Annotated in this window: 21 protein-coding genes; 15 read left to right on the forward strand and 6 right to left on the reverse strand. The window is 67.3% G+C overall.

Features of this window, described 5'->3' with window-relative positions; all coding sequences use genetic code 11:
• The first annotated feature begins 45 nt into the window (after positions 1-45).
• Positions 46-636 (forward strand): CGNR zinc finger domain-containing protein, encoded by a 591-nt coding sequence (locus ACIRPX_RS42415; protein WP_404205458.1) that lies wholly within the window; start codon positions 46-48, stop codon positions 634-636.
• Positions 637-780: 144 nt separating this feature from the next.
• Here the strand turns inward: ACIRPX_RS42415 and ACIRPX_RS42420 are convergent, their stop codons facing one another.
• A complete protein-coding gene (locus tag ACIRPX_RS42420) occupies positions 781-1,431 on the reverse strand; it encodes a TetR family transcriptional regulator (protein WP_404205459.1) in 651 nt (216 codons plus the stop codon).
• Between the two features lie 87 nt (positions 1,432-1,518).
• Between ACIRPX_RS42420 and ACIRPX_RS42425 the strand changes: the two genes are divergently transcribed.
• The 6 genes from ACIRPX_RS42425 to ACIRPX_RS42450 all read left to right on the forward strand — a co-directional run bounded on the left by ACIRPX_RS42425 (position 1,519) and on the right by ACIRPX_RS42450 (position 7,638).
• Positions 1,519-2,388, forward strand: coding sequence for an oxidoreductase (locus tag ACIRPX_RS42425; protein WP_404205460.1), 870 nt, complete (start codon positions 1,519-1,521; stop codon positions 2,386-2,388).
• Positions 2,389-2,446: 58 nt separating this feature from the next.
• Positions 2,447-3,319, forward strand: a complete 873-nt coding sequence (locus ACIRPX_RS42430) for an NAD(P)-dependent oxidoreductase (RefSeq protein WP_404205461.1) — start codon at positions 2,447-2,449, stop codon at positions 3,317-3,319.
• A gap of 86 nt (positions 3,320-3,405) precedes the next feature.
• Positions 3,406-4,662 carry a low temperature requirement protein A gene (locus tag ACIRPX_RS42435; RefSeq protein ID WP_404205462.1) on the forward strand — a complete coding sequence of 419 codons (1,257 nt, stop codon included), beginning with the start codon at positions 3,406-3,408 and terminating at the stop codon, positions 4,660-4,662.
• Between the two features lie 99 nt (positions 4,663-4,761).
• Positions 4,762-5,199 (forward strand): winged helix-turn-helix transcriptional regulator, encoded by a 438-nt coding sequence (locus ACIRPX_RS42440; protein ID WP_404205463.1) that lies wholly within the window; start codon positions 4,762-4,764, stop codon positions 5,197-5,199.
• 181 nt (positions 5,200-5,380) lie between these two features.
• Positions 5,381-5,530, forward strand: a complete 150-nt coding sequence (locus ACIRPX_RS42445) for a hypothetical protein (RefSeq protein ID WP_404205464.1) — start codon at positions 5,381-5,383, stop codon at positions 5,528-5,530.
• Positions 5,530-7,638, forward strand: a complete 2,109-nt coding sequence (locus tag ACIRPX_RS42450; protein ID WP_404205465.1) for a SpoIIE family protein phosphatase — start codon at positions 5,530-5,532, stop codon at positions 7,636-7,638. Before ACIRPX_RS42445 ends, ACIRPX_RS42450 begins: the two co-directional genes overlap by 1 nt.
• Before the next feature lie 84 nt (positions 7,639-7,722).
• On the opposite strand, the gene ACIRPX_RS42455 is transcribed toward ACIRPX_RS42450, so the two are convergent.
• Complete coding sequence (locus tag ACIRPX_RS42455) at positions 7,723-9,159, reverse strand: aldehyde dehydrogenase family protein (RefSeq protein ID WP_404205466.1); 1,437 nt, start codon at positions 9,157-9,159, stop codon at positions 7,723-7,725.
• 100 nt (positions 9,160-9,259) lie between these two features.
• Here ACIRPX_RS42455 and ACIRPX_RS42460 point away from each other — a divergent pair, with 100 nt between their 5' ends.
• From ACIRPX_RS42460 to ACIRPX_RS42470, 3 genes are all read left to right on the forward strand, one after another.
• Positions 9,260-10,090: a helix-turn-helix transcriptional regulator gene (locus tag ACIRPX_RS42460; protein ID WP_404205481.1), complete on the forward strand. Its 831-nt coding sequence runs from the start codon at positions 9,260-9,262 to the stop codon at positions 10,088-10,090.
• A gap of 423 nt (positions 10,091-10,513) precedes the next feature.
• Positions 10,514-11,494 carry an alpha/beta fold hydrolase gene (locus ACIRPX_RS42465; RefSeq protein WP_404205467.1) on the forward strand — a complete coding sequence of 327 codons (981 nt, stop codon included), beginning with the start codon at positions 10,514-10,516 and terminating at the stop codon, positions 11,492-11,494.
• Between the two features lie 26 nt (positions 11,495-11,520).
• Positions 11,521-12,273 (forward strand): SDR family NAD(P)-dependent oxidoreductase, encoded by a 753-nt coding sequence (locus ACIRPX_RS42470; protein WP_404205468.1) that lies wholly within the window; start codon positions 11,521-11,523, stop codon positions 12,271-12,273.
• 106 nt (positions 12,274-12,379) lie between these two features.
• Here ACIRPX_RS42470 and ACIRPX_RS42475 read toward each other — a convergent pair whose 3' ends face one another.
• A complete protein-coding gene (locus ACIRPX_RS42475) occupies positions 12,380-13,225 on the reverse strand; it encodes an NAD(P)-dependent oxidoreductase (protein WP_404205469.1) in 846 nt (281 codons plus the stop codon).
• Positions 13,226-13,267: 42 nt separating this feature from the next.
• A complete protein-coding gene (locus ACIRPX_RS42480; RefSeq protein ID WP_404205470.1) occupies positions 13,268-14,191 on the reverse strand; it encodes an SDR family NAD(P)-dependent oxidoreductase in 924 nt (307 codons plus the stop codon).
• Positions 14,192-14,437: 246 nt separating this feature from the next.
• Between ACIRPX_RS42480 and ACIRPX_RS42485 the strand changes: the two genes are divergently transcribed.
• On the forward strand, positions 14,438-15,307 hold the full coding sequence (locus ACIRPX_RS42485; RefSeq protein WP_404205471.1) for a helix-turn-helix transcriptional regulator: 870 nt from the start codon (positions 14,438-14,440) through the stop codon (positions 15,305-15,307).
• Here the strand turns inward: ACIRPX_RS42485 and ACIRPX_RS42490 are convergent.
• Positions 15,297-15,572 carry a hypothetical protein gene (locus ACIRPX_RS42490; RefSeq protein ID WP_404205472.1) on the reverse strand — a complete coding sequence of 92 codons (276 nt, stop codon included), beginning with the start codon at positions 15,570-15,572 and terminating at the stop codon, positions 15,297-15,299. The two genes, ACIRPX_RS42485 and ACIRPX_RS42490, sit on opposite strands and share 11 nt — an antisense overlap.
• 181 nt (positions 15,573-15,753) lie before the next feature.
• A protein-coding gene (locus ACIRPX_RS42495) for an IS5 family transposase (RefSeq protein ID WP_404205482.1) occupies positions 15,754-16,523 on the reverse strand; the annotation gives its coding sequence in 2 pieces (ribosomal slippage) (positions 15,754-16,242 and positions 16,245-16,523; 768 coding nt in all).
• 411 nt (positions 16,524-16,934) lie between these two features.
• Between ACIRPX_RS42495 and ACIRPX_RS42500 the strand changes: the two genes are divergently transcribed.
• From ACIRPX_RS42500 to ltrA (ACIRPX_RS42515), 4 genes are all read left to right on the forward strand, one after another.
• The gene (locus tag ACIRPX_RS42500) at positions 16,935-17,213 is read left to right on the forward strand and encodes a hypothetical protein (RefSeq protein ID WP_404205474.1); all 279 of its coding nucleotides are present in this window, start codon (positions 16,935-16,937) and stop codon (positions 17,211-17,213) included.
• A 513-nt stretch (positions 17,214-17,726) separates the two neighbouring features.
• Positions 17,727-17,987 carry a hypothetical protein gene (locus tag ACIRPX_RS42505; RefSeq protein WP_404205475.1) on the forward strand — a complete coding sequence of 87 codons (261 nt, stop codon included), beginning with the start codon at positions 17,727-17,729 and terminating at the stop codon, positions 17,985-17,987.
• Between the two features lie 523 nt (positions 17,988-18,510).
• Positions 18,511-19,932, forward strand: coding sequence for a group II intron reverse transcriptase/maturase (gene ltrA / locus ACIRPX_RS42510; protein WP_404205476.1), 1,422 nt, complete (start codon positions 18,511-18,513; stop codon positions 19,930-19,932).
• Between the two features lie 204 nt (positions 19,933-20,136).
• A complete protein-coding gene (gene ltrA, locus ACIRPX_RS42515) occupies positions 20,137-21,369 on the forward strand; it encodes a group II intron reverse transcriptase/maturase (RefSeq protein WP_404205477.1) in 1,233 nt (410 codons plus the stop codon).
• The last annotated feature ends 230 nt before the right edge of the window (positions 21,370-21,599 follow it).

Raw genomic sequence — 21,599 nt, forward strand, 5'->3', positions numbered from 1 at the left:
AAAGGTCTAGTATTGATAGACCACGTCGCGCAAGGGAGGCTGCACATGTCCGGCAAGGCAGCTGCGACCGGAGTCGAGGCCAAGGTGCCTGCGGCGGCCCGAGCGCTCGTGGCGCTGCTCAACTCGCGCCCACACGCGACGCCGGTTCTCCCCGACAGGCTGGACGATCCGCGGACCGCGCAGTCCGTCCTCGCCGCCTTCGGTGCCGCCGAGGCGGACGGGGAGGTGTCATCCGAACTGCTCGATCGTATCCGGGCGCTGCGTACCGAACTCATGGCGGTCGTCGAGGCGAGCGACGAAGGTGAGGCGGCCCGGATGTGGGACGCGGTTACGGCCCGCGTCGCTGGGGCGACCTACCAGCAGGTGTTCTCCGACACCGCGGTGAGACTGCGTCAGGTCACGGGCGATCCCTTGATCGGCCGCATCGCCTCGGCCGTGGCCGACCTCGTGGGTTCGGGAGCCTGGACCCGCGTCAGAGTGTGCGCGAACGAGCAGTGCGGGGCCGTTTTCTATGACGTGACGCGCAGCCGCACGCAGCGGTGGCACTCGTACGAGGTGTGCGGAAACCGATCCAACGTCGCCGCGTACCGCGCCCGCAGGGCCAAGTCCCCGGCAGCCGGGGCGGCGGAGGGCTGAGGGTCGCGGTCGGTCGGGATCCATCAGGGCCCCCGGCACGCGCCCTCTCCCCGCGAGCTTCGGTCGACCGCGTGGGGAAGCGGCCTGTGACGGGCGGGCGGGGAGACGTGAGGCCGCGTCCCGGGGCCCGGCCACCCGCATGGTTCAGGAAGCCATGTCGGTGGCCGGGGCCCGGCGCTGGGTGGGCCATGCCGGTTCGGTGATGCGGCGTACGGCTTCGGCGAGCGCGGCGCGGTGTTCGGCGATCCGATCGGGAGTCATGGGGTCGGCGTCTCCTGCCGCGTGCAGCGCGGGTGGCGCGCTCAGCCAACTCTCGGTCATCCGCAGCACGGTCGCGAAGAGGTCGATCGCCGGGATGGCGTCGTTGAGCCTGCCGGCGCGCTGGGCGGCTGCGACGGCCTCGACTTTCACCCGGTAGCTCTCCGTCTCGGCGGCCGTGGGCTGGGAGCGTTCGAAGGTGCGCCACCCCGCCAGGCGGCGGGTGTCGGGATTGGCGAGCATGTAGTCGAACCGGCTGACCGCGAACGCGGTGAGGTTTCCCTCCTCCAGCGGGACCGCCTCGGCGAGCCGTCCGATCTCACGCTTGAGGACCACGTCGAACAGGCCGTCCTTGTCGCCGAAGTAGGCGTAGATCATCCGCTTGTTGGTGCGTGCCCGTTGCGAGATCCGGTCGATCCGCGCCCCCGCGAAGCCGTACTCCGAGAACTCCTCCGTCGCCGCCGCGATCAGGAGTTCCTTGGTCGCCTCCGGGTTCCTGGGCCGGGAGACCTTGCTGCCTTCGGACGTCGCGCTCATGGGGCCAACCTAGCAGAAGTAACTACTTTTTGACTTAGCTCGGCCAGCGGAGTAACTTTATGGTTACTTAGCTTCCAGAGGAGCATCATGCCTAGTCACAAGCCTTTTCAGACCCTCACGCTCGCCGATGACCTGACCATCACCCGGATGGGATACGGCGCCATGCAGCTGGCCGGCCCGAACGTCTTCGGTGAGCCTCGCGACCGCGACGAGGCCCTCGCCGTGCTGCGCGAAGCCGTCGAGACCGGGGTCACCCACATCGACACGGCGGACTTCTACGGCCCCGAGGTCACCAACCGCCTCATCCGTGAGGCGCTCCACCCCTACGACGGCATCACCGTCGCCACCAAGGTCGGGGCGCGCCGCGGCGACGACGGCTCCTGGATCCCCTCTTCGGACCCCAAGGACCTTCAGGCTCAGGTCCATGAAAACCTCGACCACCTCGGCGTAGACGTCCTCGACATCGTCTACCTGCGCCTGGGCAACCACGACGGCACCACCGACGACTCCCTGGAAGCGGAGTTCACCGCGCTCGCCGAACTGCGGCAGCAGGGCCTGATCCGGCACCTCGGCCTCAGTGGGGTCTCCGACGCGCAGCTCACCGAGGCCCAGCGGATCGCTCCGGTCGTGGCGATCCAGAACCTCTACAACCTCGTCAACCGCCAGGACGAGGAACTCGTCTCCCGCGCCGCGCGGGAGAACATCGCCTTCGCCTCCTTCTTCCCCCTCGGCGGCTTCACCCCTCTCCAGCACGGCACCCTCGACACGGTCGCGGCCCGTCTGGGCGCCTCACCGCAGCAGGTCGCCCTCGCCTGGCTGCTGCATCGGTCCGCCACCACCGTCGTCATCCCCGGCACCTCGTCCCGCGCCCATCTGCGCGAGAACATCGCCGGCGCCGACCTGGAGCTGCCCGCCGACGCCATCACCGAACTCGACTCCATCGACACGAACGCCTGAGACGGCACTCCCCACCACCAGAGATTGCTCAAGTGAAGCGCTTACAAAGGAAACGGACATGACCGATCTGGCGGAGACACGCACTCGACTCACCGTCGGGTTCATAGGCCTGGGTGACCAAGGCGCACCGATCGCCCAGGCGATCGCCGACTCCCCGTACCCGCTCGTGGTCTGGGCCCGGCGGCAGGCGTCTCTGGACGCCCTGTCCGGCCGTGCTCACACAGCCGCCACCACGGTCGCCGAACTGGCGGCGGCCAGCGATGTCGTGGCCCTGTGCCTCCCGCAGGACTCCGACAACCTCGACATCGCCGTCGAGGGGGGTCTGCTGGAGAACATGCGGCCGGGCTCGATCCTCGTCAACCACGGCACCGGACTGCCGCCACAGACACGGCATCTGGCAGAACTCGCCGCGCCGTACGGGATCACCGTGCTCGACGCGCCCGTCAGCGGCGGACGCACGGTCGCTCTCGCCCGTGAGCTGACCACCATCGTCGGCGGGCCCGACGACGCGGTCGAGCGGGTGAGGGACCTTTTCTCCACCTTCTCCAAGCGGATCATCCACGTGGGGCCGGTCGGCACCGGGCAGTTCGGCAAACTGTTCAACAACGCGCTGATGATGATGAACCAGCAGAACATCGCCGAAATCGTGGAGACCGCGACCCAACTGGAGCTGCCGCTTCAGCCTCTGCTCGAAGTGCTGCGCTCCGGCTCGGCGACGAGCTTCGCGCTCCAGGCCTTCGGGCCGTCCGTCACCACGGCGAACGCCGCCCACCTCAGGGAACTCGAACTGATCGACATGGACCTGTTCCGGGAGGCCGTCGACGCCCTGGGTGAACCGGCGAAGCGTGTGACGGACCGGGCGGTTTCAGGAGCCGAGCGCCTGCCCGAGCTCACCGCGATCATCGAGGCCCACACCACAGCCGCCACGTAGACCTCCGACCGCCGCGGTGGTGGCGGAGGACCGAACAGCTCGGATGGGCCCGTGACGCGGCCCTTCGCCACGAGGAGGGGCAGGCCATGGCGACCAGCACATCCAAGGAGCCCGATCCCCGCACTCCACAGACGCGAAGCGAGGAACGGCACGCCGGCTGGCTGGAGCTGTTCTACGACCTGCTCTTCGTCGTACTGGTGGCGCAGCTCGCACATCCGCTGCTGGAACATCCGCAGTGGCAAGCCGTGCTGCGTCTGCTGGTGCTCTTCCTGCCTGCCTGGTGGATGTGGGTCGGATCGACGCTCTACACCAACCTGACGGGGGAAGCGGAGGCCGAGCGCCGTCTGGACGTGGTCGCGCAGATGGCCATCCTCGTGGTGATGGCCGGGGCGGCGACGCAGGCGGCGCACGGGCATCCGGCTCTGTTCGCGGGCGCGTACGCGGCCTCGCGCCTGGAGGTGGTGGCCTTCCGCGTGCTGGCCGGGCGTCGATGGCCGGCGGGAGGAGCCAACTGGCAGCTGATCGTCTCGGCGGCGCTCTGGGCCGCCTCGATCTTCCTCGACCCTCCGGCGGCGTACCTGCTGTGGGCGCTGGGGCTCGCGGTGGAGATCGTCCCATGGCTCGCCGGTCGCCCCGGTGGCTCCTCGCTGCGCGCCAGACTGGTCGAGGGCAGGGTCGAGTCCGGACATCTCGTCGAGCGGTTCGGACTCTTCATGATCATCATTCTGGGCGAGGGAATCACTCAGATCGTCACCGCGATCACCGCGAACGACGTCGCCGCGTCCGCGCTGATCACGGGTCTGGCCGCGTTCGCCGTGGTGGCCGTGTTGTGGTGGCTTTACTTCGACTTCGGTTCGTCCGCGGCGGAGGAGACCCTGAACGCCCGACCGGAGGAGACGTTCCGGCTCATCCGGTCGGTCTTCATGATCGGGCACTTCCTGCCCGTGGTCACCTTGCTCGCGCTCGCAGCGGGGCTGGGTGGCCTGGTGAACTCGGCGGCACAGGACCACCCCGCGGGCGACGCGCTGCGGCTGTGCTGTCTGGCGCTGGGGGTCTATCTGCTGAACAACGCGATCACGGCAGTGCGCGTACTGGGCTACCCGCTCGGCCGGGTGCTCTTCTGGCTGCTGCCCAATCTGGCGCTGTTGCTGGTCCTCGCCCTTCTCGCCTACCACCTCGTCCCGATGGCGGCCCTGTTCCTGATCTCCATGGGCCTGGCGTTGGAGACCCTGCCGGCCATGAGACGCGAAGGCGCGTCCGGGTGGAGTCGTCCGGCCGCCACCGAGAGCGGATCGAGGCCAGGGGCACCTCACCGTCGGCGGCCTGGATCCCGCCGCCGCTGACATGACAACACGGCAGGCCAGCAGGGTTGTCTTTACAAATCCTCATCGGGAGCGGTAAGGTCGGGGGCTATGCGGACCCCACGAATTCCAGATCCCCGAGTGTGTTCGATCGATGCCGCGGTCAAGGTCATCGGGGAGAAGTGGGCGCTCCTGGCGTTGCGGGAGCTGGTCATGGGCTGCACGCGGTTCGACGAAATCGTCTCCAACACGGGAGTGTCCAGGGACATCCTCGCCGCCCGCCTCCGCTCCCTCGAGGGCGCGGGCCTCGTTCGCCGGGAGAAGTACGAGGAGAAGCCCGCACGGTACGAGTACCGGCTGACAGAGGCGGGTGCGCAACTGTTCGGTCTGCTACATCTGATGCGGGACTGGGGGGACCGCTATGTGCGGGACGACCCTGAGAACATCGTGACCTTCCGGCACGATTGCGGCGCGAAGCTGCGTCCCGAGCTGCACTGTGCGGCATGCGGGGAAGTGCTGGAACCCGGTTCGATCACCTCGGACCGCGACGTGCATCGATCCGACATCACGGCCGCGTAGACGAGAACCCTCTCTGCGGTCCGCTCCCGTCGGCCGGACTGGACGCGCCCTCTGAGACGTTCCCGACGCGGGTGCCGCGTGGGACCGTCCTGTCGTGTGTTTGTGGCGCACGGAGAAGAAGCGCAGACTGGATGGTGTACTGACCGGCGCGGATCATGGCATCGCGGCGAGAGGTGTGTCGATGGGCAGAGCCGCCATCAAGGAAGTCGTCGGCACGGTGGTGCGGCTGCCCGACGAACCCCTGCGCACCGTCGCCCAGCGGTCCTGCACCCGGACGGAGACGCCCCGGTTCCCACCGTGGTCACGCGTGAGCTGCCGTCAGGGGTACTGATGAGTGCGTCCAGCCAACCGGACAACGCCGCGATCAAGCAGTGGGCTCTGGAACAGGTGCCCCTCCCCATGGCGCTCTTCGACCGTCGGGGAATCCGTTTCGCGGCCAATGCGGCGATGGCGCAGACACTGGGCAAGCCGTCGTCCGAACTGCTCGGTCTGCCGATCGGCCATATCGCATCCGGACAACCGGTCAAGGGTCTGGAAGGTCTCGTCGACGCTGTTGGACAGGTGTGGGCGGAAGGCGCGGTCGTCCTTCGTGAGGTGCACTTCCGGATGGCGGGCGATGCCCGTGCCTCTGCCTCGGTGCTGTCGCTCTACCCGGTCAGGGATCGCGCGGGACGCATCTGCGCCGTATCACTCGTGGGGATCGACACGACCGAGCAGTTCCGGGCCCGCCAGCGTCTGGGCGTGTTGAACGAAGCGGGGCTCCGGATCGGCACCACCCTGGATGTGGTGCGAACCGCGGACGAGATGGCCGAGGTGGGGGCGGAGCACTTCGCTGATTTCGTCGCCGTCGATCTCTTCGACCACGTCATCTACGGCGAAGAGACGCCGAGGACCCCCTCCTCCGGCGGACAGGTCGTTCGCCGGGTGGCGCAACGGTCCCCGGTACCCGAATGTCCCGAGGCGCTGCTCCCGCTCGGCGCGATCCACGCCTACCCTGACGATTCGTCATTCGCCCGGGTCCTGGCCCGCGGCCGCGCCGTGCTGCACCATGCCGACGCCGCCCCCGAGCCGCGAGCGGCGGCCGACGGCTTGGCGCAGGCACGACTCATCACCACCGAGGACGTGCACTCGGTGATGATCGTGCCGCTCCGCGCCCGCGGGGCGACCCTGGGAATGGCGCTCTTCTGCCGCCCCCGTTCCGTGGACCCGTTCGACACGGAAGATCTTCTGCTGGCCGAGGATCTGGCAGCCCGCGCGGCCGTGTACATGGACAACGCACGCCGCTACACCCGTGAACGTCGCGTCGCACTCGCCCTTCAGAGCAGTCTGCTGCCCGGTCGCGCACTCCGGCAGTCGGCCGTCGAGGTCGCTTTTCGCTACCTGCCCGCCGATCCGAGTATCGGAATCAGCGGAGACTGGTTCGATGTCATCCCGCTGTCCAGCGCTCGGGTCGCACTCGTCGTCGGCGATGTGGTCGGCCATGGGATCGGGGCCTCGGCGACCATGGGGCGGCTCTGTACAGCCGTCCGCACCCTGGCGGACGTGGATCTGGCACCGGACGAGTTGCTCACTCAACTCGATGACCTGGTGCTACGCCTGGATCGCGAGGCCATGCCGAGCGACCCGCACCAGCCGCCGGAGAGTTCGGGCGGTGAGGTCGGGGCCACCTGCCTGTACGCCGTGTACGACCCCGTCACCCGCCGTTGTTCCATGGCTCGGGCCGGCCATCCCGCACCAGCCCTCGCCACGCCGGACGGAGCGGTGACGTTCCTGGATGTTCCGGCCGGGCCACCACTGGGGGTGGGTGGACTGCCGTTCGAGGTCGCCGAGTTCGAACTGCCGGAGGGCAGCGTCCTCGCTTTCTACACCGACGGGCTCGTCGGAGGAGTGGACCGCGACATGGACGCGGGATGCGCCGTGCTCGGTGAGGTTCTGGCCGGTGCGCGGCATTCGCTGGAAGCCGCGTGCGACAGGGCGCTGGAATCTCTACGGCCCGACCTCCGCTCCGACGACGCCGTGTTGCTGCTCGCACACACACATGCGCTGAGCCTCGACCAGGTCGCCGGGTGGGAACTGGCCGTCGACCCGACCGTCGCGGCCCGCGCCCGCGACCTGGTCTGCGACCAGCTCGCGGCCTGGCACCTCTCGGACCACGAGTTCGTCATCGAACTCGTGGTCAGCGAACTCGTCACCAACGCCCTCCGCTACGGAAAAGCGCCCGTGCTGCTCCGCCTCATCCGGGACACCTCGCTCATCTGCGAGGTGAGCGACAGCAGCAGCACCGCTCCTCATCTGCGTCGCGCCCGTGTCTACGACGAGGGCGGCCGGGGACTCCTGATCGTCGCTCAGCTCACCCAGCGCTGGGGCTGTCGCCACACGTCCACCGGCAAGACCATCTGGGCCGACGTTCCGCTCACCACCCCGCGGGTCGCGATATGACCCCCGGTTCGCCGACAGCAAGGTCCTCGACGACCGGAGGAAGGAGAGCGCGACGGCTGCCGGACCCTTCCACCCCAGGTTGGATCACAGCTGGATGGCCTTGGTCTCCAGGTTTTCCTCCAGGCTGAAACGCCCGAACTCGCGGCCGCCGTTGCCGGACTGCTTGTAGCCCCCGAAGGGCGCCAGCAGGTTGTACTGACCGCCGTTGACGTCGACCTGCCCGGTGCGCAGCCGCCGGGCCACGGCCAGCGCGCGGTCCTGGCGGCCGAAGACGGCTCCGTGCAGTCCGTAGACGCTGTTGTTGGCGATTTCCACGGCCTGTTCCTCGTCGGCGTACGGGATGACCGACAGCACGGGACCGAAGATCTCGTCCTGGGCGATCACGGAGTCGGGGTCGACGTCCGCGAAGATCGTAGGCCGGATGTAGGCACCGGTCTTGAGGCCTTCAGGGCGGTGGGGACCACCCATGACCAGGGTGGCGCCGTCGGCGATGCCCCGCTCGACGTAGGCTTCGACGCGCCTTCGCTGTGCCTCGGAGACGAGTGGGCCGAGCCGGGTGGCTTCGTCGGTCGGGTCGCCGACGTGGTAGTGCTGGGCCGCGGTGACGAGCAGGTCGAGGACCTCGCTCTGACGTGCGGCGGGGACGAGCAGACGGGTCCAGGCCGCGCAGACCTGTCCGTTGTTGAACCAAGCACTGGCGAGGCTCTGGGCGACGGCCGTGGGAAGATCCGCGTCTTCGAGGATGACGCTCGCCGACTTTCCGCCGAGTTCCAGTGACACACGCTTGACGGTGTCGGCGGCGGAGGCCGCGACGTGCTTGCCGACGGCGGTGGAGCCGGTGAAGGCGACCATGTCGACGTCGGGATGGCTGGTGATCGCCGCACCGACCGCGGCGCCCACACCGTGCACGATGTTGAGCACTCCGTCGGGGAGCCCTGCCGTCGCCGCGGCCTCCGCGAGGATCCGCGCGGTCAGCGGGGTGATCTCGGACGGCTTGACGACCATGGTGTTCCCGGCGAGCAGCCCGGGAGCCACCTTCGACATCACCTGGTTAAGCGGGAAGTTCCACGGGGTGATCGCGCCGACCACCCCGAGGGGTTCCCGGACGACCAGCGAGTTGCCGACCCTCTGCTCCCAGGGGAAGTCCTCGGCGATGTCGGCGAAGGCCCTGGCGAGTGCGACGGGCATGCCTGCTTGCGCGATCCGGGACTCGGCGATCGGTGAGCCGAGTTCGGCGGTGATGGTGGCCGCGATTTCCTGGGACCGGTGATCCAACTCGTCTGCGATACGGCGTACAACCGCCACGCGCTCGGCCAAGTCGGTGGCGGCCCAGCCCCGGAAGGCCTTCCGGGCGGCCCCCACAGCCGCGTCGACATCGGCTGCCGTACCCGCTGGCACGGCGGCGAAGCTTCGGCCGGTGGCCGGGTCGATGACCTCGATGTCGCCGGAGTCGCCCGGCACCGGTCGGCCGTCGATCCAGTGCGCAGGGGCGGGGATCTGAGTGATTACGGTTGATGTCATACGGCCACCGTCGCCCGCGCATCACTGGGCATCCATGCCGCCTTCTTCCATGTCATCCCGTGCCATGGATGGGCCGGTGACCGACTGTGAGAATGGCGGCATGGACCGCTCTGGCCTCGCCGCCTTCCTCCGAGCCCGGCGCGCAGCCTTGCGTCCTGAGGACGCCGGAATGCCTCGGGGCTCCCGTCGGCGCACGCCGGGTCTGCGGCGCGAGGAAGTCGCCGTCCTGTGCGACATGTCGGCCGACTACTACACGCGTCTCGAACAGCCTCAAGGCCCCGTGCCGTCGGAATCGATGCTCACCTCGCTGGCAAGAGGTCTGCGGCTGTCACTCGAGGAGCGCGATCACCTCTTCCGGCTCGCCGGCTACGCCGTTCCGCCGAGGGCGACACGTGGTGACCATGTCAATCCCGGCATGATGCGTATCCTCGACAAGCTCGAAGACACCCCGGCGCTGGTGATGAACGACCTCACCGAAACGTTGCGACAGACCAGGCCGGCGGTTGCCCTCTTCGGAGACGAGACCGTCCACATTGGCCTGGCCCGCAGCAAGGCGTATCGCTGGTTCACCGACCCGGACGCACGACGGCTGTATCCCGTGGAGGACCACGCTCGGCACAGTAGGTGCATCGTGGGCACTGTACGCATGGCGTACACCCGCCAAGGCAAGGCATCCCGCGCGGCCACACTGGTCGGCGAACTGCTGTTGGCCAGCGAGGAGTTCGCTGGCCTGTGGGACCAGCACGTCGTGGTGGGCCCGTACTACGAGCCCAAGCGCATCCTGCACCCTCGGGTCGGGCCGATGGAGATCCAGGGCCAGACTCTGGTCGACCCCGACCAGTCCCAGAGCCTGTTGGTGATCACCGCCGTACCCGGCAGCGAGAGCCATGACAAGCTCGAACTGCTCCGCGTCATCGGCAACGCCATCTGAACCCGCAAGGCCGGAGCCATGTTGATCGGAGGTCTCTACGGCGCCGTCTCCAGGGTCTCCACCGGGAGTTCGCCTAATCCTCCAGGGTGGCGTTTCGAACGAGTCGGCTGTCACTGACTGACGGCAGATCACCTCAAAAGCGCCCGCCGGTGGCAGGCCCTAGGCGCCAGGGTGTCGCTCCCCGCCCGGCCAACCTGCCTGCCGTCGACATGCCTGGCGCGCCCGACGGCGGGTCGCTGTTCATTCCTCAGCTCCCGATAAGTAATCGTGCTGATGGGTTGTGATTTCCGATCCACTCCACATATGCTCCCCCGCAGCCAGTGAGGCCGCTCCGGCCCGAGACAAAGGAGTTTCCATGGCGGAAAGACGTCCAGCGACGGAGTCGGTGCGGTGAGTGCCACGATCCGGCCAGGTGCGGTGCAGGTGGGACAGCATGTGACGGCCTACCTTGAGAGCGGGCCCGAGTACGGCGATGTGATCGTGCTCGTGCATGGCTGGCCTGAGACGTCCTGGGCCTGGCGCCATCACCTCAAGGCTCTCGGTAGCCGCGGCTACCGCGTGATCGCCCCGGATCTGCGTGGTTGCGGCGGATCGACCGTTTACCAACGGCACGAGGACTACGCCCTGCGCCACCTGGTCGCCGACAGCGTCGGACTGCTCGACGCACTCGGTGTCGAGCACGCCACGTGGATCGGTCAGGACTGGGGCGCGCCCGTAGTGTGGACGACCGCGCGGCACCACCCGGAACGGTTCGTGGCCGCTGGTTCACTCAGCACTCCGTACGACACCCTGGAGTACGGCTATAAGCGGATGGCTTCCTTCGTACGGAGGGACGTGTACGCGGAGGCCGAGTACCCGGTCGGCCAGATCGACTACATCGCCTTCTACCACGAGAACTTCGCGGCGGCGCAGAAGCACTTCGAGGGGGACGTCCCGGCGTTCTTCACCACGGTGATGCGCGCCGGGGAAGCAGGCAGACAGGACGAGCCCTTCCTCACCGCGACCGTGCGCCGACGCGGCGGCTGGTTCGACGGCGGTCCGGCGCCGCGACTGCCACTCGACGAAGCAGTGATCGACCAGTCCTATGTGGATCACATGACCGAGGCCTACGAGCGCACCGGGTTCTTCGGGATCAACTCGCTGTACATGAACGACAGCGACAACCGCGACTTCGTCGAATCGGCAGGTGTGCGGCGGATGACCATGCCGACGCTGTTCGTCAGCGGCCGGTGGGACTACGTCAACGACACCGCGTACTCCCGCCTCGCCGAACCGATGCGGGCCCAGTGCACCGACCTCGATCACCGCGTTGTCGATGCCGGCCACTGGGTGCACCACGAACGCGGGGCTGAGGTCATCGACGCGATCGAAACGCTTGCCAAGCGCGCACAAGCCGCCGTCTGACAACCAACTCAGGAGTGAGGAACACCATGAGCAAGTTGCTCGAAGGAAAGGTCGCGATCGTCACCGGCGCCGGCAGTGGCATCGGCCGCGCGGTGGCCGTCACACTGGCGGGCGCGGGAGCGACGGTCGTCGTCTCGGACGTGTCCGAGGGGACCGGTCAGGAGACCGTGGACATCATCGGGGACGGCGCCGGTTTCATCAGGACCGACGTGGCCGACCAGGCGTCCGTACAGAATCTCGTGGACGAGACGGTACGCCGCCACGGACGGCTCGACATCGCTCACAACAACGCGGGCATCTCGGGCCAGGTCGGCCTGCTGGCCGATCTCGACCCCGACGACTGGGCGCGGGTCGTCGCTGTGAACCTCACCGGCGTCTTCAACTGCCTGCAAGCCGAACTGAAGGTGCTCGTGGCCCAGGGCTCCGGCTCGATCATCAACACCAGCTCGGTCCTGGGTCTCGGCGCGATCCCCGAACAGGGCCACTACATCGCCGCCAAGCACGGCGTCATCGGGCTCACGAAGGCCGCAGCGGTCGACTATGCCAAGACCGGCGTGCGGATCAACGCCGTCGCGCCCGCCCCGGTCCGCACCGCACTCGTCGAGAAGCTCGAAGCCGAGAACCCCGGCTACATCGAGCGCCTGTCGTCCTTCATCCCGGCAGGCAAGATCGCTGAACCGGGCGACATCGCCGAGGCCGTGCTGTACCTCGCTTCGGACGCCTCCCGCTTTGTCAGCGGCACCGTCCTGCGCGTGGACGGCGCGCTGGCGGCCATGTAGCGGCGCCCTCGGGCCGAGCCTGACCCGAGGGCCACGCCGACTCTTCTTCGGCTCCGTGCCCCTCGGGCAGTCGGGGACTTGCCGCGCTCGGTCCCCCGGGGAGGGCTCAGGTCCTGCTGCGGGCGACCAGGTGGGCGGCCTGGACCAGACCGGACGCGCCGGACACACCCCGTGCGAGGACCTCTTCGGGATGTGCGCCGCGGTCGCGTACGGCCTGCGCGAAGTGGTGCATGTCCTTGTGCATCAGCGGACGGAGGTGTTCGGCGAGTTCGGGAGTGATGTCCGTACCGAGGGCTCGCAGTGCCGCGCTGCCGCCGCTGCTCGCGCCGATGATCTCGATTAGCGGGAGCAGATCGAGACCGACCTGCTCGGCCAGGGTGAGGACGTCTTCGGCGTTCTTCATGTTGGTGATGGTCAGCGCGTTGTTGAACAGCTTGGTGAGCTGTCCGCCTCCGACCGGTCCCATCAGCCGCACGGTGTCGCTGAAGGTCGCGAACACCGGGCGTGCGGCTTCGAAGGCGTCGGCGGGCCCGCCGACGAACGTGGTCAAGGTCCGGGCGCGGGCGCCCGGACCTCCGCCGCTGACCGGTGCGTCGAGATAGACCGCGCCCGCCTCGGCGGTGTGCGCGCCGATCCGCTCGGCCTCTTTGGGGTCACCCGTGCCGTGGTTGACGATGATCGTGCCCGAGGTGATGTCCGCCAGAAGATCCTGCTCGTCGAGCAGGCTCCAGATGTCTGTGTCGTCACGGAGGCAGAGCGCGATCAGCTCCGCGGACGCCGCGAGCCCCGCCACGGTGTCGTGTGCCACGTGCGGCACCGCTGCCACGGCGGACAGCGACGCGGGCCGCCGCGCCCATACGTGGAGTTCGAATCCCTGTTCACCTATCGCCTCGGCCATGGGCCCGCCCTGGTCGCCGAGCCCGATGAAACCGACTCTCTTGATGTTCCTCATGTGTCCGCCTCCTCGTGATCTCTTCGCGTCCCCTGGCCGTGGTCAGCGCAGGATCGTGGTGCCGACGTCCCACAGACGCTCGGCGTTCGCGGCGTTGAGTGCGTAGGGCGCCACCCCGGGCACGCCGAATTCCGTGGGCCGCGAGGTGACCCGCGGTGCTTCGCCGACGTCCTCGAAGTAGCGGCCGCCGATGCCCTCGACCAGCGGGGAGGCGGCGAGGAAGACGGAGGTCGCCGCACCCTGTTCGATCGTCTTGCGGTAGGGCTCGGGGGTCTTCAGGCCACCGGTGTGCCGCTGGAGGTTGGTGGCGATCGCCCCGGGGTGCAGCGCGTTCGCCCTGATGCCCTCGCTGGACCAGCGCCGGTCCGCCTCGACGGTCAGGAGGACCTCGGCGGTCTTTGACTGGCCGTAGGCACCCAGCGGGTCGTAGGGCCGGAAGCGGTAGTCGAGGTCGTCGAAGACGACCGGGGAGAACAGATGCCCCATGGAGGACACGGTCACCACGCGCGCGCCTTCGGCGTCGGCGAGTGCGCCGTGCAGGCCCAGGACCAGGGCGAAATGCCCCAGGTAGTTCGTGGCGAACTGCTGCTCGTGACCGCGCGTGCCCCGCTCCAGCTCGGGGAGCATCATGATCCCGGCATTGTTGACCAGGATGTGCAGGGGGCCACCCCAGGCTTCGGTGAACGCGTTCACCGAAGCCAGGTCCGCCAGGTCCACCTGGGCGACATGGATGGCGTCGTTGCCGGTCCGGGCACGTAGGTCGGCCGCAACCCGCTCTCCGGCGTCGGGACGCCGGACCGCGAGGGTGACGTCCGCACCGGCGGCAGCCAGCGCACGGGTGGTCTCCACTCCGATACCGGAAGCGGCGCCGGTGATCACGGCACGCCTGCCGGAGAGGTCGACGCCGTCGATCACCTCCGAAGCGGTCGAGTGGCGGTCGAAGGGACTGCGGAAGAGCTGCGACATTGGTGTTCCTCGGTCGGGACGCGATTACGGAAGCACGGCTGGACCGGCACGTTGCCGGTACGGACGAGCACGTCGAGGGCAAACGTCCGCGAGCCCCGGCGGGTGACGGGAGGCACTCACCCGTGTGTGCCGGTTGCGGCGTGCTCCGTCCACGGTGCGGCACCAGCCGCGGACCGCCCAGGACCGCCTGAGACTAGGACTCGCAGGGCCACCCGGACCGGGCGGGTCATGCCTACCCTGGAAGGCATGACAGCCGTCGGCGACCCAGGACCCCTGGCCCAGTACCTGCGCGCCCGCAGGGAACTCGTCCAGCCCGTCGCCGTGGGCATTCCGGATACGGGCAACCGGCGCGTCCCGGGCCTGCGCCGGGAAGAGGTCGCTTTCCTCGCCGGTGTCAGCTCCGACTACTACGTGCGACTGGAGCAGGGCCGCGACCGGCACCCCTCCGAACAGGTCCTCCGCAGCATCGCCCACGCGTTGCAGTTGGACGAGGAGGCCACCGCCTACCTGTTCCAGCTGGCCACCTCTCACCGCGCCCGTCGCAAACGCGCACGCAGACCGGAGAAGGTCAGCGACGGCATCCGTGCCCTGATCGACACATGGCCGCTGACCCCGGCGTACGTCCACGGCACCTACATGGACGTGCTCGCCGCCAACCGCCTCGCCGTCGCGCTGTCACCGTTCAACGCACCGGGCCACAACAGCGTCCTCGCCGCGTTCCTGGAACCGGAACTGCGCGCGCTGCACACCGACTGGGAGGAGATGACCGCCCGGGTCGTGCCCTACCTGCGGTCCGTCGCCGGCCCGGACGTCGACGACCCGCGCCTCGTCGAGATCGTGGGCGAACTCTCCGTACGCAGTGAACGCTTCCGCAAGCTCTGGGCACGTCAGGACGTCAAGCACAAGGCCACCGGTACGAGCCTGCTGCGACACCCCCAGGTCGGACCGCTGGAACTGGGCTACGAGAAACTGCTGATCCCCGGTGCCGAGGGACAGACTCTGGTCGCCTACCACGCCGTTCCCGGCAGCGACTCGGAAGAACGTCTGCGTCTGCTCGCCTCCCTGGACGACACCGTCCGCACGCGCACGGACGCCGCGCCCCGCGTCACGAGCTGATCAGGTCCCGACGGTCGAGCCGTGGCGGCCTCACACCTCGGACCGCGAGACGTGGAGACAGCGCAACACTCTCCATCGCCCGCCCGGGGGCACGGTAGGCATCGTCGGCGCGGCCAACACCGTGGGTGTAACCATCGTCTCGGATCTCAAGCTCGTCCTCGTCCAGGCCCTCCAGCGCCAGCGGAGCCTCAAACGTCAGCATCAGGCTCGGCCGGTCACTGCCAGGCCCGAGTCGCGTGATCGTCACATCGAACTGTGGGGTCATTTCGTGATGCCATCGGGCCCGCTCAACCTGGCCTACAGCCTCGGCTGTTGCGTTGGCTCGGTCTGCGGCTAGGTTTGAAGTGAATGCGGCCTTGTTCGCGGTCCGCGCGATGCGCAGGGCCCGATCACCGCTGTGATGACGCCGATGCCTGCCGAGATGGCCCTAAGAGCTCGTAACACGATCATGATCGGCGCTTCTTGAGGCGTCTCCAGCAGATCAGGCTGCAGGCCAGCGAGACGAACGCGTCGTGGAGTTCGGTGCGGCGTTCCCAGCGGACGGCGAGGCGTTTGAACTGGTGGAGCAGGGCGAAGGTCTGCTCGACGACGTAGCGGAGCTTGCCCAGGCCCTTGATGTTCGGGGCGCCCTTGCGGGAGATGACCGGCAGGATCCGCCGCTTGCGCAGCTCACGCCGGTTGGGGTCGGAGTCGTAGCCCTTGTTGCCGAGCAGCGAGTCGGGGCGGCGGCGCGGGCGGCCGGGCCGTCCGGCCACGGACGGGATGCCGTCGACGAGCGCGAGGGTCTGGGTGACGTCGTTGACGTTGGCCGCAGTGGTGACGACCTTGAACGGAGTTCCCTTGCCGTCGCAGATCAGGTGGTGTTTGCTGCCCGTCTTCCGGCGGTCGACCGGCGACGGACCGGTGTCGGCTCCCCCTTTTTCGCGCGGATGTGGGAGCCGTCCACGCACGCTCGGGACCAGTCGATTTCGCCGGCCGCGTTCAGTTCGGCGAGCAGGATCTGGTGCAGCTGGTCGAAGACTCCGGCCTGCTGCCACCGCTCCAGGCGCCGCCAGCAGGTCTGCCCCGAGCCGAACCCCAGTTCTAAGGGCAGGAGTTGCCAGGCTATGTCGTTGACCAGGACGTACAGGATGCCCTGCAGACACAGGGGGTCTGCCACCGGCCGCGGCCCCGGCGCCTTCTTGGGCCAGGGCGGCAGCAGCGGCTCGATGAGCATCCACAAGTCGTCATCCACGATCCACGGCCGAGCGCTCACACCTACACGAACGGCCGATTCATCACATCGGACACGCCCGCCCAGGAAACCTCAACAAGATCGTGTTACGAGCTCTTACAAGACATCTGTCATCAGTGGTTTGAGGTCGGGTGGGTAGCCCTCCGCGCGAAGGAATGCGTCTAGCCCCAGATATCCCTGCGGGGACGCCCGTTCCGGGCTGAAAATCGGGTGTGGCTGCCCGCTGACGCCGGAAACCCTATGGTCGTCGAGGCCGTCGTCTAGCCGGGCGCTGGGAGCCGTGCATCGGGAGCTTCAGTGTGGCTTCGAGCACGCGGATTAGAGTCCGCTTCTTCCCATACGGCTCCTGCGGGCAGCCGCCTGTTCACCCTCGATCGCAAGGGGAGGTGCCGGGTGTTACAGGAGACACAGGACCACGAGGAGATCATCGAGCGGGTCGCGGCGCTGGACATCGGCAAGAGCTTCCTGGTGTGCTGCGCACGCATCCCGCACGAAGAGCGTCGAGGGCGGCGGATGCAGGAGGTGCAGACGTACCCGACGATGACGCGTTCACTGCTGGGCATGGCCGATCACCTCAAGTGCCTGGGGGTGACCCGGGTGGTCATGGAGGCCACCAGCGACTACTGGAAACCCGCCGTGCGCCACGAGGCGCTTGGAATCGAGCGGGGGTGAAAGGACCCCGCCGCTGGTCAGTCGCAGATGGCCGGTGAAGCTGGGAGGCAGTCCGAGCCGGGGAACGCCGGGGAGGGCGGGAGCAGCCTCCGACAATGTACGGGACGGGTCGGCACTGTCAGACGGCCCGGGTCCGGCAAGCAGTGATGAGAAGGTGTACGTGAGGAACCGCTGTCTGACGCTCCGTAAGGCCAGTGCCGGCTCAAATCTGATGGATACGGGCCGGTGTGCAGCGCGCGGTCGTCCTGCTGAGGCGGGACGGTCAACTCCGAAGCCGGTTGGACGGGTCCGGTGGGGAGGCCACGGTGAATGCCTGCGGCGTAGGCGTGGCGATGCTGTCGGAGTAAAGGCGGACACCTCCCTCATCGATCGATTCCTGGTGAACGTGGGAACCATCCGCGGTCGCCCTCCCACCGGGCGTCCAGCCCGGTGGTGGGCAGGTCCGTTGCCGACTGCTGGCCGTGGGATGGGGCGGAGGCCCCGTAGTAGTCCGAGCGTGCGAGAGGCACGTGCATGGCGAAGGGGGCCAGCAAGTCCGCAGCGGTCGAACTGGAAGGCCAGGAGGTGTCGTTGGTGAATACCGACGATCTGGAGTACGCCTTCATGAAGGCGGAGCGCCGGGTACTGGAGATCCAGACGAAGCTGCACCGTTGGGCCGGTGATGATCCTCATCGCAGGTTCGATGATCTGTTCGTGCGCCACGAGGCGCTGCTTGACCGTGCGGCGGTGAAAGACCGCCGCCGTGGCCTTGTCGCAGCAAGGCCGCGAAGCTGAGGACAGCCTGACCCGGGAGTCGCCGGGAGGGGCGGAAAGCAGTCCTGACAACGCCGGGACGCTCCGGAACTACCAGACGGGGCGGGTCCGGCAAGCAAGACGAGAAGGTGTACGAGAGGAACCAGCGCGTGAAGCTCCGTAAGCGTCGAGCCGGCTCCAACCTGGTGGATATGGGCCGGTCCGCAGCGCACACCTGCCATGATCACGCGGCGGGTGACTCCGAAGCCGGCATGGAAAGGCCGGTGGGGAGGCCACGAGGAAAGCCTGCGGCGTACTCGTGGCGAGGCTGCCGGGGTATAGCTGGGCACCTCCCTCGTCGAACGGTTGGTGGTGAACGTGGGAACCACCTGCGGCTGCCCTCACGATGCTCCATCCAGGACATCGAAGGGCAGGCCCGTCGTCGGCTGTCGGCCGCAGGGTGGGGCGGAGGCCCCGTAGTAGTCCGAGCGCGCGAGAAGCGCGTACATGGCGAAGGGGGCCAGCAAGTCAGCAGGGCGGATGTTGGAATGCCCGGAGGACGCCGGTGAATACCGACGCACCACCGCTCACGTCTTTCGGCGCGGAGCGCAGGGTACGGGAGATCCAGACCAAGCTGCACCGTTGGGCGACCGACGATTCAGACAGGCAGTTTCATGATTTGTTCAACCTCGTCCATGATCCCGCATTCCTCCTGATTGCATGGGAGCGGGTTCGGGAAAACAAGGGTGCACGATCAGCAGGGGTTGACGGGAAGAGTTCCTACTATATCGAGCGGCAAGGTATCGGCGAGTTCCTGGCCGAAGTCCGCGAAGATTTGAAGGCGCAGCAGTTTCGTCCACTACCCGTCCGCGAGCGGATGATTCCGAAAGCGGGCGGAAGGAAACTGCGCCGTCTAGGCATTCCTACCGTGCGTGATCGCGTTGTTCAGGCTGCGCTGAAATTGGCGCTGGAGCCTATTTTCGAGGCGGACTTCGAGCCGTGCTCGTATGGCTTTCGACCAAATCGGCGAGCTCATGACGCGATCGCTGAGATCCGCACATTCGCCAGTCCGCCTCACCGTTACGAGTGGGTCGTGGAGGGCGATATCGCGGCATGCTTTGACGAGATCTCGCATTCTGCACTCATGGATCGAGTGCGGCAACGGGTCTCCGACAAGCGCGTCCTGATGCTGGTCAAGGGGTTTCTGAAGGCTGGAATCCTCAACAAAGAGGGGCTATTCAAGGAATCACGCACAGGGGCGCCACAGGGTGGAATTCTGTCACCTTTGCTCTCCAATATCGCGTTATCGGTACTCGATGAGCATTTTGCTCGACGCCATCGGGATCAGAGAAGAATGACTCGGGAACAGCGTCGAGGAGAGCCATCCTTTCGGTTTATCCGCTACGCTGACGACTGGGTCGCTCTGGTTCGAGGTGGTAGGGCTGATGCCGAGGCGATACGCGACGAAGCAGCCGAAGTTCTCTCCACGATGGGCCTACGCCTCTCAGAAGAGAAAACCACGCTGGTGCACATCGACGAGGGCTTTGACTTTCTCGGCTGGCGCATCCAACGCCACCGAAAGCAAGGCACGGCGAAGCGCTACGTCTACACCTACCCGAGCAAGAAGGCGGTCAAATCCGTCACGGGAAAAGTGAGGGCGGCCAGCCGATTGGACAAGAACCAGCCGTTCGAAGTCCTGCTGCGCTATCTCAATTCTGTGCTGCGGGGCTGGTGCGTCTACTTTCAGCCCGGGGTTTCGAGTGCGACCTTCCACTTCCTGCGCGCGTTTACCTGGCGCAGGGTCATGGGTTGGCTGCACCGAAAACACCCGCGTGCGAATTGGAAGCAGGTGCGCCGCCGGTATTGCCAGGGCCAGTGGTGGCCGTCAGATGGTGATACGGCGCTGTTCGACCCCGGGCGGATGCGGACCACCCGCTACCGCTACCGGGGGACAGCGATCCCCACGCCGTGGGCGAGCACGATCTGAACTGTCCGGACCTCCATGGGACTTGTGGAGCGCCCGGTGCCCGGAGACGGGCACGCCGGGTGCGGGAGGCGGTCCGGGGAAACCCACTGGCGGCAAAACCAGCAGGGCGCCCCGGGCCGACCTCACAACCTCGTCGCCGATCCCGCGTTCTTGTTGGTCGCGTGGGACCGGGTGAAGGGGAACAAGGGTGCCAGGACAGCCGGGGTGGACGGGCGCACTGCCCGTTCCATCGCGCTGACGACGGGCGTCGAGAACTTCCTCGACAGGCTGCGGGAATCGTTGAGGGACCGCAGTTTCCGTCCACTTCCGGTTCGAGAGCGGATGATTCCCAAGGCGGGCGGGAAACTGCGCCGTCTGGGTGTCAATACGGTGTCCGACCGGGTGGTGCAGGCATCCCTGAAACTGGTGTTGGAGCCGATTTTCGAGACGGATTTCCTCCCGTGTTCCTACGGGTTCCGCCCGAACCGCCGGGCTCACGACGCGGTGGCAGAGGTGCGCTTCCTCACGTCCAAGTCCTATGAATGGATCGTTGAGGGCGACATCAAAGCCTGTTTCGATGAAATCTCGCATCCCGCTCTATTGGGTCGGGTGCGTGCTCGCATCGCAGACAAGCGTGTACTGAGCTTGGTGAAGGCATTCCTCAAGGCAGGCATCCTCGGCGAGGATCGCGTGCTGCGGGAGAACAACTCTGGTACTCCACAAGGATCAATTTTGTCGCCGCTGCTCAGTAACGTGGCTCTCTCGGTCCTGGACGAGTACATCGCCCAGGCGCCGGGCGGGCCCGCTACGAAGCCTTATCAACGGGCACGGCGGAAGGCTCTGGGGCTACCGAACTACAGACTCGCCCGCTACGCGGACGATTGGTGTCTGATGGTCTCGGGGACCCGCGCCGACGCCGAGGAGCTGCGGGAACAAGCCGCCGCTGTCCTGTCGACGATGGGACTGCGGCTGTCGCCGGAGAAGACCTTGATCACCCACATCGACGATGGCCTCGACTTCTTGGGGTGGCGCATCCAGCGTCATCGCAAGCGAGGCACAGACCGGCATTACGTCTACACCTATCCGTCACGCAAGGCCGTCAAGGCCGTGACGGGCAAAGTGAAAACGGTATGCCGGGGAATGGATACGGGCCAGCCGCTCGGCGCCCTGCTGATCCAGCTCAACTGGATCCTGCGGGGCTGGTGCGCCTACTTCCGGCCCGGGGTGTCCAGCGTGACTTTCAAGTACCTGAGCTCTTATGCGTGGGGCCGGGTTATGAAATGGTTGTTCAGGAAGCACCGCCGGATCACCGTGAAGGACCTGCGCCGCCGCTTCTGCGGCGGTGGCTGGTGGCCGGGCACAGAGGACAGAATGCTGTTCAATCCCGCGAAGGTCAGCACAACGCGCTACCGGTATCGGGGAACAGTGATTCCAACTCCGTGGCCGACCACGGGATGAGGAATAACCCCGGATTCTTGAACGGGACTTGTGGAGCGCCCGTTGCGGTGAAAGTCGCACGGCGGGTGCGGGAAGCGGCCGGGGGAAACGGGCTGGTCGAAAGACCGGAACCGCGCCCCCGGCCGACTTCACTACTACTCAGGTTGAATCGGTGATGTCCGGGCTGTGGTGACGGGTCGTGATCCCTGCGGTACGACGTCTTCATGCGGTATGCGCAAGGGGGCGGGCTG

Origin of the sequence: Streptomyces sp. NPDC101225 (genome assembly GCF_044767585.1) — a bacterium.
GTDB lineage: Bacteria > Actinomycetota > Actinomycetes > Streptomycetales > Streptomycetaceae > Streptomyces.

Bases quoted from the DNA above. Each gene is read 5' to 3' on its own strand.
- ACIRPX_RS42490 (WP_404205472.1), bottom strand. From the start codon at position 15,572: ATGACCCCACAGTTCGATGTGACGATCACGCGACTCGGGCCTGGCAGT.
- ACIRPX_RS42485 (WP_404205471.1), top strand. From the start codon at position 14,438: ATGACAGCCGTCGGCGACCCAGGACCCCTGGCCCAGTACCTGCGCGCC.
- ACIRPX_RS42415 (WP_404205458.1), top strand. From the start codon at position 46: ATGTCCGGCAAGGCAGCTGCGACCGGAGTCGAGGCCAAGGTGCCTGCG.
- ACIRPX_RS42470 (WP_404205468.1), top strand. From the start codon at position 11,521: ATGAGCAAGTTGCTCGAAGGAAAGGTCGCGATCGTCACCGGCGCCGGC.
- ACIRPX_RS42455 (WP_404205466.1), bottom strand. From the start codon at position 9,159: ATGACATCAACCGTAATCACTCAGATCCCCGCCCCTGCGCACTGGATC.
- ACIRPX_RS42505 (WP_404205475.1), top strand. From the start codon at position 17,727: ATGGCGAAGGGGGCCAGCAAGTCCGCAGCGGTCGAACTGGAAGGCCAG.
- ACIRPX_RS42450 (WP_404205465.1), top strand. From the start codon at position 5,530: ATGAGTGCGTCCAGCCAACCGGACAACGCCGCGATCAAGCAGTGGGCT.
- ACIRPX_RS42475 (WP_404205469.1), bottom strand. From the start codon at position 13,225: ATGAGGAACATCAAGAGAGTCGGTTTCATCGGGCTCGGCGACCAGGGC.
- ACIRPX_RS42420 (WP_404205459.1), bottom strand. From the start codon at position 1,431: ATGAGCGCGACGTCCGAAGGCAGCAAGGTCTCCCGGCCCAGGAACCCG.
- ACIRPX_RS42445 (WP_404205464.1), top strand. From the start codon at position 5,381: ATGGGCAGAGCCGCCATCAAGGAAGTCGTCGGCACGGTGGTGCGGCTG.
- ACIRPX_RS42435 (WP_404205462.1), top strand. From the start codon at position 3,406: ATGGCGACCAGCACATCCAAGGAGCCCGATCCCCGCACTCCACAGACG.
- ACIRPX_RS42480 (WP_404205470.1), bottom strand. From the start codon at position 14,191: ATGTCGCAGCTCTTCCGCAGTCCCTTCGACCGCCACTCGACCGCTTCG.
- ACIRPX_RS42460 (WP_404205481.1), top strand. From the start codon at position 9,260: ATGGACCGCTCTGGCCTCGCCGCCTTCCTCCGAGCCCGGCGCGCAGCC.
- ACIRPX_RS42425 (WP_404205460.1), top strand. From the start codon at position 1,519: ATGCCTAGTCACAAGCCTTTTCAGACCCTCACGCTCGCCGATGACCTG.
- ACIRPX_RS42430 (WP_404205461.1), top strand. From the start codon at position 2,447: ATGACCGATCTGGCGGAGACACGCACTCGACTCACCGTCGGGTTCATA.